The sequence below is a fragment of the Dyella sp. genome (assembly GCF_036568765.1).
In the GTDB taxonomy this organism is placed as follows: domain Bacteria; phylum Pseudomonadota; class Gammaproteobacteria; order Xanthomonadales; family Rhodanobacteraceae; genus GSA-30.
Map to the genome: position 1 here is coordinate 1 of NZ_DATCRY010000243.1, position 11258 is coordinate 11258.

Here is an 11258-nt window from a genome sequence, read left to right on the forward strand (position 1 = left end):
GTCCATCATCGTCGGTATTGCCATCGGCTTGGTAGGCATCTTCGGCTGGCAGCAGTGGCGCCAGCACCGCGTGGGCCATCAGGAACAGGCCGCGGAACTTTACGGCCAGATGCAGGCCGCCGCCGCTGTCGGCAAGAACGACCTGGCCGATACGCTGACCGACAGCCTCAGCAAGGATTATGCCGATACCGCCTTCGCCAGCTTCGCCTTGAGCGAGCGCGCACAGCGTCAGGTGCAGGCCAAGCAGTTGGACAAGGCCGTGGCTTCGCTTGCCGAGGCGGAAAAGAATGCCGGTGACGCCGAACTGAAGGCCCTGATGCAACTGCGTACCGCCCAGGTCCAGCTCGCGCAGGACAAAGCGGCGGATGCCATTGCTACGCTCGATCGTATGCCCGCCAAGCTCTATGTCGGCCTGAGTCAGGAACTACGCGGCGACGCGCAGGTCAAGCTTGGTCATCCCGAGGAGGCTCGCAAAGCCTACGAAGCGGCCAAGGCTGCCCTGGGAGAAAACGCGCCACAGGGCGGTGCCTTGTTGCAGAACAAAATCGATGATCTGGCAGTGGCCGGGAAGCAGGGTGCATGAACCGTCGTTTTTTGCTGATCGCGCTGACCTCGCTGGTAGCGCTCGCTGGCTGCCACTCCTTCAAGAAGGAGAACGTGCAGCCGCCTACGCCACTGGAGAAGGATTTCAAGCCGACCGTCCAGGTAACGCGCCTGTGGCGCAATAGCGTAGGCAAGGGCGCCGGCGATAGCGGTGTGCGGTTGCGCCCGGCCTACGCCGATGGCGTGGTTTACGCGGTCAGTACCGATGGTCATATCGCAGCATTCGACGGCCAGACCGGCAAGACGCTGTGGAGCAAGAGTTCCCGTCAGCACGGCTGGTTTGGCTGGGGCGACAAGAAGCGCCCGGACTCCTATTACGCCGGTGGCCCGGCCGTGTCCGGCGATCTGCTGGCGGTCGGCACCCTGGATGGCCATCTGTATGGCCTGAACGCGAAGGATGGCAGCGATCGCTGGACGGCCACCCTCAACTCCGAAATTCTTGCCTCGCCGACCATCGTGGGCAACTTGGTGATCGTGCGTACCGGCGACGGTCGCCTGTATGGCTTCGACAGCGCGACCGGCGAGCGTCGCTGGGCGTATGACCAGAGCACCGTGCCCCTGCTCAGCCTGCGCGGCAACGGCGCCATGCTGGCTGCCAACGGCGTAGTGTTCTTCGGCAGCGATGCTGGCAAGCTCGTGGCGCTGCGCCTGGATAACGGCGATAAGTTGTGGGAGCAGTCGCTGGCCAGCGGTGAGGGCCGCACCGAGATCGATCGCCTGAATGACGCCGACGGCGGGATCCTGCTCGACGGCAATACGCTGTATGGCGCGGCCTATCACGGCAACCTGACCGCCGTGGACGGTCCCAGCGGCCGCCCGCTCTGGTCGCGTCCGTTCTCCACGTTTACCTCGCTCGACCTCCGTGGCAATGCGCTTTATGGAGTGGACGACACCTCGCAGGTGTGGAGCCTGGACAAGACAGGCGGCGCCGACATGTGGAAGAACGACAAGCTGCGTTATCGCTGGCTGACCGCTCCGGCGGTGCAGGGCGACTACGTGGTCGTCGGCGACATGGAAGGCTACGTGCACTGGCTGCAGTCCGGCGACGGTGCGCTGGCCGGGCGCGAGCGCCTCTCCAAGAAGCAGATTCGTGCGCAACCATTGGTGGTGGGCGATGTCGTCTACGTCGAAGACATCCACGGCCGCATCGGTGCGTACCGTCTGGCCGGTCACTGACCGAAGGCCGATGATCCCTCATGCTGCCCGTCGTCGCTCTGGTCGGTCGCCCCAACGTCGGTAAATCGACCCTGTTCAACGTGCTGACGCGCAGCCGCGACGCCCTGGTGGCCGACATGCCCGGCGTCACACGCGATCGCCACTACGGTATCTGCCGTGGTGGCGAAAAGCCCTTCGTGGTCGTCGATACCGGTGGCCTTTCCGGCGAAGAAGAAGGCATCGAAGGTCTCACTGCGCAACAGGTGCGTCTGGCCATCGAAGAAGCCAATGTCCTGGTGTTCGTCGTCGATGCGCGCGATGGACTGATGCCGCAGGATCGCAGCATCCTCGACGAGCTGCGCCGTAGCGGCAAGCCGATTATCGCGGCGGTCAACAAGACCGACGGCGTGGATCTGCAGAACGCGCTGGCCGAATTCGCCGCTTTCGGTATCGGCCAGACGCTGCCATTGTCGGCTGCGCACAGTCGCGGTACCGAGGAATTGATTGCCGCGGTGCTGCCGCTGCTACCGCCGGATATCGAGGAAACCGTCGTTGCGGACGACAGCATTCGTGTGGCCATCGTCGGTCGCCCGAACGCCGGCAAATCCACACTGATCAACCGCCTCCTCGGCGAGGATCGCCTGATTGTTTCCAATGTGGCCGGCACCACGCGCGATCCGATTCGCGTGCCGCTCGAGCGCGATGGCAAGCGCTACACCCTGATCGATACCGCCGGCGTGCGGCGTAAGGCGCGTGTCGAGGAAGCGGTAGAGAAATTCAGTGTCATCAAAACGCTGCAGTCGATGGCCGCGGCGCAAGTCGTCGTGGTGATGATCGACGCGCGCGAGAACCTGGCCGACCAGGATCTCACCCTGATCGGCCATGCCGTCGACGAGGGCAGGGCACTGGTCATCGCCGTGAACAAATGGGATGGCCTGGACGCCTATCAGCGCGAGCAATGCGAGCGCGCGCTGGAGCGCCGCCTGCAATTCGTCGATTGGTCCAAGCGCGTATTCATTTCCGCCTTGCACGGCTCTGGCTTGCGCGAGTTGATGCGTGCCGTGGTACGCGCACATAGTGCGGCTACGAAAGAATTGGGCTCGTCCGAACTGACACGTACACTCGAACGTGCCTACGAGGGCTACCAGCCGCCGCTGGTGCGCGGCCATGCGCCCAAATTGCGCTTCGCCCACCCCGGCGGCAGCAATCCACCGACCATTGTCATACACGGCAGCCGCACGAAGCACATTGCGCCTGCGTATCGTCGCTACCTGGAAAACTTCTTCCGCCAGCGCTTCAAGTTGGAAGGCACGCCGATTCGCATCGATTTCCGCGATGGCGACAACCCCTATGCCGGCAAGAAGAACGTGCTGACCGAAGGTCAGCTGCGCAAGCGGCAGCGGATGATTCGCGAGATGAAGCGCCGGAAGTAACAAAGTCGTTTTTTCCTTCACGGCTGGCCTCGGCTCGACGGATTTGCGCAACCTGTTTCCTCTCCTTTGGCTCCGTGCCGGGGGAGGGTTGGGATGAGGGGGGCAACCCTTCGGCCCTCGACGTAAACTACCCCCATGACCACCCCCTACCATCGCGACACCTGGCTAGCCAGCCTGCGCCAACGCATCGAGGAAGTTTCTCCAGGAGAAGCCCTCGCGCGGCAAGCTCGCGGTGCCTTGCTGATCGACGTTCGCGAAGACGACGAACGCGCCACTGGCCTGGCCACCGGCGCCCTGGGCATTTCCCGCGGTTTCCTCGAGCTGCGCATTGAGCAGCATGAACCCGACCGCGATCGCTCGATCCTGCTGATCTGCGGTAGCGGCCAGCGCTCGCTGCTGGCTGCCGAAGCCCTTCAACGTATGGGCTATACACGGATTGCCTCTGTCGCGGGCGGTTTCGGCCGTTGGAAAGCCGAAGGCTTGCCCATCAGCGCGGGCACGCTCGATACCGACACCGCCGAGCGCTACGCACGTCAACTGCGTCTGCCTCAGGTCGGTGAAGCAGGCCAGGCTAAACTCGGTCAAGCCAAAGTCGCCTTGCTCGGTGCAGGGGGGCTTGGCGCACCGGCTGCGCTCTATCTTGCCGCCGCCGGTGTCGGCCAAATCACCTTGATCGACGACGATCGCGTCGAGCGTTCCAATCTGCATCGTCAGGTTGTCCATGCCGATGCACGCGTGGGTATGCTCAAAACCGAGTCGGCACGCATGGCGCTCAACGCACTCAATCCGCGTGTCACGGTGAACCTGTGCAGCGAACGCCTGCAGGCCGATAGCGTAGAGCGCCTGTTGCAAGGCCACGATCTGGTGATCGACGGTGCCGACAACTTCCCTGCACGTTACCTGGTTGCCGCGGCGGTGCAGCGATTGAAGATGCCGATGATCTACGGCGCGGTGGAACGCTTCGCCGGGCAAGTCAGCGTTTTCGACCCGCGTCGTAACGACTCGCCGTGCTACCGCTGCCTCTTTCCCGAGCCGCCAGCTGCCGAAGATGCCCCTAACTGCAGTGAGGCCGGTGTGTTAGGCGTATTGCCGGGAATCGTCGGTCTGCTGCAGGCGACCGAAGCGTTGAAGCTGATCCTGGGCCTGGGTGAGCCGCTGGTTGGGCGGTTGCTCTCATTCGATACACTGGCGATGCAATTTCGTGAGGCACGCCTGCGCCGCGATCCCGCTTGTCCTGGCTGCGGACCCGATGCGGCGATCGGCGATTATGAAGAGGTTGCGCACTGGTGCGCGGCCAGCTGATTAGAAGGAATCTCGAATCAAAACCGCGTGGCCTTTGCGTGCGAGGCTGCCCCTCACCCCGGCGCCCTCCCCGGCGAAACCGGTGGAGTGGGAGCCAGACTAGTCATAAACAGTTATTGGGGGCGCTTAAAGTCGCCAGCCACCAAACCATAGACCACTGCATCGTGCGCGCGCTCATGCATCCAGATGCGATGTCGCGCCACGCCTTCCCTTTGACCGCCGATTTTTTCCGCGCAGCGCTGGCTCGGCAGGTTGTCCACCGCGGCGACAATTTCGATCCGTTCCAGCGCCAGTGTGTCGAACCCGAAAGCAGCAACCGCTCGCGCCGCCTGCGCGATAAACCCACGGCCGCGCGCCGATTCGCGGATCCAGTAACCCAGGTTCGCACGCCGGTTACGCTGTTCGAATTGGTTCAGGCCGACCGAGCCGAGCACACGGCCTTCTGCATCGATCACTGCGAAATCGAACATGCCACCCGTGCGCCACTCGGCCTGGCAATGAATGGTCCATTGACGGGCTTCCTCGAGGTCATAGCCGGGATGGCACCACGGCATGAAGCGGCTGAGGCTTTCCACCGATTCCCGTATCGCCTCGGCCAGCGCCGGTGCATCCTCGGTACGCCAGGGACGCAGTTCGAGTGGCGGCACAAGTAGGGTCGTCGGCGCGGGACCGGCATCGGTCATGACAAATCTCGTTTGTGTGGTTGTGGGCGAGCCAGGATAATGTCGCACTTCGCGGGAGATCTAAGGAAACTAGCATGAGCGCGCGCATCCTCGACGGCAAACGCATCGCCCAGGAACTCTTGGACCGGATTGCCAAGCGTGTGGTTGAGCGCAAGACCAAGGGTCTACCTGCGCCGGGTCTGGCGGTAGTGCTGGTCGGCACGGATGCCAGTTCGGCGGTGTATGTGCGCAACAAGCGCAAGGCCTGCCATCAGGTCGGCTTCCGTTCCTTCGACTACGACTTGCCGGCCAGCACCAGCCAGGACGAGCTGTTCGCCCTGATCGACAAGCTCAATGCCGATCCGGCCGTCCACGGCATCCTGGTGCAATCGCCGTTGCCCGAGCACATCGACGAGGATGCCCTGGTCGATCGCATCGATCCGGACAAGGATGTCGACGGCTTCCAGGCCGTGAACCTGGGTCGGCTCGCGTTACGCCGCTTTGGCCTGCGTCCATGCACCCCCAAAGGGGTGATGACCCTGCTGGGGCATACCGACCGGCCGGTACGCGGGCAGCATGCCGTCGTCGTGGGCGTTTCCAACCATGTCGGCCGCCCGTTGGCGCTGGAGCTGCTGATCGCCGGCTGCACCACGACCTGCTGTCACAAATTCACTCACGACCTGGAAAGCTTTGTGCGCCAGGCGGATATCGTCATTGTGGCGGTCGGTCGCCCCGGCCTGATCCAGGGCGAATGGATCAAGCCCGGCGCGGTCGTGATCGATGTGGGCATCAACCGCCTGGAAGACGGCCGGCTGATTGGCGACGTGGAATTCGCGCCAGCTGCCGAGCGAGCAAGCTGGATCACGCCGGTGCCGGGCGGGGTAGGGCCGATGACCGTCGCCACGCTGATGGAAAACACCCTGGAAGCGGCCGAGGCTCGGGCGGATTGACGCATCCCACGCAGGATGGTGTGGCGCAGCATCGGGATGGCGCGTATAATCCTCTCTTTGCAGCGGGACTTTTCGCATGCGCATCCTCGCCGAGGCTCTCACCTACGACGACGTCTACCTCGTACCGGCCCATTCGGCCGTCCTTCCCCGCGACGTAGATACGTCCACCCGTTTGACCCGTAATCTGCGCCTGAATATTCCGATCGTTTCCGCAGCGATGGATACGGTGACCGAGGCGCGTCTGGCCATCACCATGGCGCAGAACGGCGGCATCGGCATCATCCATAAGAACATGACGGCCGAGCAGCAAGCAGCCGAAGTGCGATTGGTGAAGAAATTCGAGGCCGGTGTCATTCGCAGCCCGATCACCGTGGGCCCCAACACTTCCATTCGCGAAGTGCTGCAACTGACCCGCGCGAACAATATCTCCGGCGTGCCGGTGGTCGACGGCGAAAAGCTGGTCGGCATCGTCACCAGCCGTGACCTGCGCTTCGAACGCAAGCATGACGATCCGGTGCGCAACATCATGACGCGCCAGGACAAGCTGGTCACCGTGCGCGAAGGCGCCGATCAGGATGAGGTCCTCTTGTTGCTGCACAAGCACCGCATCGAAAAGGTGCTTGTGGTCAACGACGATTTCCAGCTGCGCGGCCTGATTACCGTCAAAGACATCCAGAAAGCGCGCGACAACCCCAACGCCGCCAAGGATCGCCACGAGCGCTTGGTAGTCGGCGCAGCGGTAGGCGTGGGTGGCGATACCGAGCAGCGCGTGGCGGCACTTGTCGATGCCGGTGTGGACGTGATCGTGGTCGATACTGCCCATGGCCATTCACAAGGTGTGATCGAGCGCGCGGGTTGGGTCAAGAAGCACTATCCGCAAGTGCAAGTGATAGCCGGCAACATCGTTACTGGCGAAGCGGCGCGTGCGCTGCTCGATGTCGGCGTCGATGCTGTCAAGGTCGGTGTGGGCCCAGGTTCCATCTGCACCACGCGCGTGGTGGCCGGCGTCGGAGTGCCGCAGATCACTGCGATCGACCTGGTCGCGACCGCATTGAAGGACGAAATTCCGCTGATCGCCGACGGCGGCATCCGCTATTCCGGCGACATCCCCAAAGCATTGGCGGCTGGTGCATCCACCGTCATGCTCGGCTCGATGTTCGCCGGCACTGAAGAATCGCCTGGTGAAGTCGAATTGTTCCAGGGCCGCTCGTACAAGAGCTACCGCGGCATGGGCTCGCTCGGTGCGATGGCGCTGGGCTCCAAGGATCGCTACTTCCAGGACGAAGCCGACGCCGACAAGCTGGTCCCCGAAGGCATCGAGGGCCGCGTGCCGTATCGTGGGCCGTTGCGCAACATCATCCATCAGTTGATCGGCGGTCTGCGCGCTTCGATGGGCTACCTCGGTGCAGCCACTATCGACGACGTGCGCAACAAGGCGCAGTTCGTCAAGGTGACCTCGGCCGGCGTCACCGAAGCGCATCCGCACGATATCCAGATCACCAAGGAAGCGCCGAATTATCGGCTGAATTCCTGATCGGGCGAGGAGAGAGTGGAGAGGAGCGAGAAGTGAGTGTGCTCAGGTCACTCGTTTCTCGCTCCTCTTTGTTTTTGACCTGTCGCCGCTGCATTCCTGATTCTTTTTAAAGCTCCCACGCCCATGACCAATATCCACACCGACAAAATCCTCATCCTCGATTTCGGCGCGCAGTACACCCAGCTCATCGCCCGGCGTATCCGCGAGATCGGCGTTTATTGCGAAATCTGGGCCTGGGATCATGATCCGGCGGAAATTGCAGGCTTCGGTGCCAAGGGCATTATTCTTTCCGGCGGCCCCGAGTCGACCACGCTCCAGGGTGCTCCCAGGGCGCCGCAGGAAGTCTTCGACGCAGGCCTGCCGATCCTCGGTATCTGCTACGGTATGCAAACCCTGGCGGCGCAGCTTGGCGGTGCCACCGAGGCCGCCGATGCACGTGAGTTCGGTCATGCCACGGTGGAGATCGTTGCCGAAGATAGTCTGCTCAAGGGCCTGACCGATCATCCGGCCGACAGGCAAGCCTTGGACGTGTGGATGAGTCATGGCGATCACGTTGCCGTCGCGCCGCCCGGTTTCACCATCACCGGCTGCACCGACCGTGTGCCGGTAGCGACCATGTCCAACGAAGACAAGCGCTGGTACGGTGTGCAGTTCCACCCGGAAGTGACACATACGAAGCAGGGCGAAGCGCTGTTGCGCCGCTTTGTCGCCGACATCTGCGGTTGCCGTACCTTGTGGACCGCCGCCAATATCATCGAAGACCAGATCGCGCGCGTGCGCGAGCAGGTAGGTGGCGACCAGGTGTTGCTCGGCCTGTCCGGCGGCGTCGATTCCTCGGTGGTCGCCGCACTCCTGCATCGTGCTATCGGTGACAAGCTGACCTGCGTGTTTGTCGATACCGGCCTGTTGCGTTGGCAGGAAGGCGACCAGGTCATGGCGACCATGGCCCAGCACATGGGCGTGAAAGTCATCCGCGTGAACGCTGCGCAGCGCTACTTCGATGCATTGGCCGGAGTCAGCGATCCGGAAGCCAAGCGCAAAATCATCGGCGGCCTGTTCATCGAAATCTTTGACGAAGAATCGGCCAAGCTCACCCAGGCCAGCGGCGGTCAGGTCAAATGGCTGGCGCAGGGCACCATTTATCCCGACGTCATCGAGTCGGCCGGCAGCAAGACCGGCAAGGCGCATGTCATCAAGAGCCATCACAACGTCGGTGGCCTGCCTGAGCACATGAAGCTCAAACTGGTCGAGCCGCTGCGCGAGCTGTTCAAGGACGAAGTGCGTCGCATCGGCGTCGAACTCGGCCTGCCGCGCGAAATGGTTTACCGTCACCCGTTCCCGGGTCCGGGCCTGGGCGTGCGCATCCTGGGCGAAGTGAAACAGGAATATGCCGAGATCCTCGCGCGCGCCGATGCCATCTTTATCGAAGAGCTGCGTCGTTGGGACCTTTACGACAAGACCAGCCAGGCATTTGCCGTATTCCTGCCGGTTAAATCGGTGGGTGTCGTTGGCGATGCGCGTGCTTACGAATGGGTGATTGCGTTGCGCGCTGTGGAAACCATCGACTTCATGACGGCACATTGGGCACAGTTGCCGTACGACTTTCTTGGTCGGGTCTCCAACAGAATTATCAATGAATTGCGTGGTGTTTCTCGCGTGGTTTATGACATCAGCGGCAAGCCGCCTGCGACGATCGAGTGGGAGTGAAATTACGTCCTTCGAGGACTATCGCCAGCTATCGAAAAACTGACGTAACTTGTTGATATAGAAAGAAATGCGTCGCGGCAGCTATCGGTGGCTATCGCCGGCCAGCAGAAAAAGTTGGCGGTAGAGCTGACGGTAAAAATCGAGGCCGGATTAAGACACTCTCGTTCACTATTCAGACTTTTACCGTCTTTGACGGTAAAAGCCTTCTCGGGAATGCTTGTTTCATGCGGCTTTCCGGGCATCAGCAGGTCTCCAGGTCCTTGACGGTAAAACCTGACGGTAAAGCCGTCACAAGCCGGAGGAAACCTCGATGCTTACTGACGCAGCACTACGAAATCTGAAGCCTAAGTCCAAGATTTATAAGGCTTCTGACCGAGACGGAATGTACGTGACGGTATCGCCCAGCGGTACTGTCACCTTCCGCTACGACTACCGCCTCAACGGCCGCCGCGAGACGCTGACCCTCGGGCGCTACGGCCCCGGTGGCATCTCACTGGCGATGGCGCGCGAACTGCTCCTGGACGCGCGCAAAGCCGTGCTCAAGGGCACCTCGCCTGCGCTCGAAAAGCAACGCGAGAAACGCCGGGTGGTCGCCATCAAGACCTTCGGCGCGGCGATGGACACCTGGCTGGCCAACGCACGATTGGCCGACAGCACCCGCGCCATGCGCAAGCACATCATCGACCGGGATATCCTGCCGGTCTTCCAGAATCGTCTGCTGACCGAGATCCAAGCCGAAGACTTGCGGGCCTTGTGCAACAAGGTCAAGGAACGCGGGGCGCCAGCCACCGCGGTCCAGATTCGGGACATCGTGAAGCAGGTTTATGTCTACGCCATCGCCCACGGCGAAAAGGTGGACAACCCCGCCGACAGCGTGGGCGCGGCGTCGATCGCCACCTTCGTTCCGAAAGATCGCGCCCTGTCGCCGCTGGAAATCCGACTGTTCGTGCAACAGATGGAGTCGGTGGCGACCTACCCCACCATCAAGCTGGCGCTGCGCCTGATCCTGCTGACGCTGGTGCGCAAGAGCGAACTGATCCAGGCCACTTGGGATGAGGTCGATTTCGAGAGCAAGACCTGGACGATCCCGAAGCAGCGGATGAAGGGACGCAATCCGCACGTGGTCTATCTCTCGCGCCAGACGCTTGACATCTTCGTGACGCTGCACGCCTGCGCGGCCGGCTCAAGGTTCGTTTTTCCCTCCCGTTACGACGCCGAGCGGTTCATGTCCAATGCGACCTTGAATCGGGTCACGCAGCTCATCGCGGAGGCGGCAAAGACCAAGGGGCTGCCGCTGCAACCGTTCACCGTCCACGACTTGCGCCGTACCGGCTCGACGCTGTTGAACGAAATCGGCTTCAACCGCGACTGGATCGAGAAGTGCCTGGCGCACGAGGACGGGCGTTCCTCGCGCTCGGTCTACAACAAGGCTGAGTACGCCGAGCAGCGGCGCCACATGCTGCAAGAGTGGGCCAACCTGGTCGATGCTTGGGGTAGTGGGCAGACCTACGTGCCAACGCTGTTGCCGAAGAACGTAGTCGTGCCGACGTTGAGCGCGGTAGCTTGAAACAGAGGCATGGTTGTCACTTGACAACATGCCGATCATCCTCATACTGGAGACCGCTGATGGCTCGCTCCCCTCATCCGAAGAAAGAGGTCGAGGAAGCTCTCAGGCACGCCGAAGGGCAGGGCTGGTGCGTCGAAGTCGGCGGCAGCCACGCCTGGGGGCGGATGTATTGCCCGTACAACGACGAGGAATGCCGCTGCGGCGAGTTCTGCATCACCAGCGTATGGAGCACGCCGAAGAACCCTGGCAACCACGCACGCGCCCTGCGGCGCGTTGTGGACAACTGCACCACGCACCGCAAGCGGCACGAGGCTGAAGGTGGTGCCGAGGAGTTGTGAGATGGAA

The 11258-nt window shown here is 62.3% G+C and carries 10 protein-coding genes; 9 read left to right on the plus strand and 1 reads right to left on the minus strand.

Translation table 11 applies throughout. The features are described from left to right. The 4 genes from VIM98_RS16385 to moeB form a co-directional block, all read left to right on the plus strand. Nucleotides 1-583, plus strand: a 583-nt coding sequence (locus VIM98_RS16385) for a YfgM family protein (protein WP_331994183.1), incomplete at its 5' end; no start/stop codon positions are given. Continuing rightward, nucleotides 580-1779 (plus strand): outer membrane protein assembly factor BamB, encoded by a 1200-nt coding sequence (bamB, locus tag VIM98_RS16390; RefSeq protein WP_331994184.1) that lies wholly within the window; start codon nucleotides 580-582, stop codon nucleotides 1777-1779. The genes VIM98_RS16385 and bamB, both read left to right, overlap by 4 nt. 20 nt (nucleotides 1780-1799) lie before the next feature. After that, nucleotides 1800-3191, plus strand: coding sequence for a ribosome biogenesis GTPase Der (der, locus tag VIM98_RS16395; protein WP_331994185.1), 1392 nt, complete (start codon nucleotides 1800-1802; stop codon nucleotides 3189-3191). Nucleotides 3192-3326: 135 nt separating this feature from the next. Continuing rightward, nucleotides 3327-4493: a molybdopterin-synthase adenylyltransferase MoeB gene (gene moeB / locus VIM98_RS16400; protein ID WP_331994186.1), complete on the plus strand. Its 1167-nt coding sequence runs from the start codon at nucleotides 3327-3329 to the stop codon at nucleotides 4491-4493. Between the two features lie 113 nt (nucleotides 4494-4606). Here moeB and VIM98_RS16405 read toward each other — a convergent pair whose 3' ends face one another. Continuing rightward, complete coding sequence (locus VIM98_RS16405; protein WP_331994187.1) at nucleotides 4607-5176, minus strand: GNAT family N-acetyltransferase; 570 nt, start codon at nucleotides 5174-5176, stop codon at nucleotides 4607-4609. A 74-nt stretch (nucleotides 5177-5250) separates the two neighbouring features. On the opposite strand from VIM98_RS16405, the gene folD reads away from it, so the two are divergent. The 5 genes from folD to VIM98_RS16430 all read left to right on the plus strand — a co-directional run bounded on the left by folD (nucleotide 5251) and on the right by VIM98_RS16430 (nucleotide 11251). Next, nucleotides 5251-6105, plus strand: a complete 855-nt coding sequence (gene folD / locus VIM98_RS16410; protein ID WP_331994188.1) for a bifunctional methylenetetrahydrofolate dehydrogenase/methenyltetrahydrofolate cyclohydrolase FolD — start codon at nucleotides 5251-5253, stop codon at nucleotides 6103-6105. A gap of 76 nt (nucleotides 6106-6181) precedes the next feature. Next, on the plus strand, nucleotides 6182-7639 hold the full coding sequence (gene guaB, locus VIM98_RS16415; RefSeq protein WP_331994189.1) for an IMP dehydrogenase: 1458 nt from the start codon (nucleotides 6182-6184) through the stop codon (nucleotides 7637-7639). Nucleotides 7640-7762: 123 nt separating this feature from the next. Further along, nucleotides 7763-9346 carry a glutamine-hydrolyzing GMP synthase gene (gene guaA, locus VIM98_RS16420; protein WP_331994190.1) on the plus strand — a complete coding sequence of 528 codons (1584 nt, stop codon included), beginning with the start codon at nucleotides 7763-7765 and terminating at the stop codon, nucleotides 9344-9346. 310 nt (nucleotides 9347-9656) lie between these two features. Further along, a complete protein-coding gene (locus tag VIM98_RS16425) occupies nucleotides 9657-10913 on the plus strand; it encodes a tyrosine-type recombinase/integrase (RefSeq protein WP_331994191.1) in 1257 nt (418 codons plus the stop codon). A 59-nt stretch (nucleotides 10914-10972) separates the two neighbouring features. Next, entirely contained in the window at nucleotides 10973-11251 is a 279-nt protein-coding gene (locus tag VIM98_RS16430) for a hypothetical protein (protein WP_331994192.1), read from the plus strand. The last annotated feature ends 7 nt before the right edge of the window (nucleotides 11252-11258 follow it).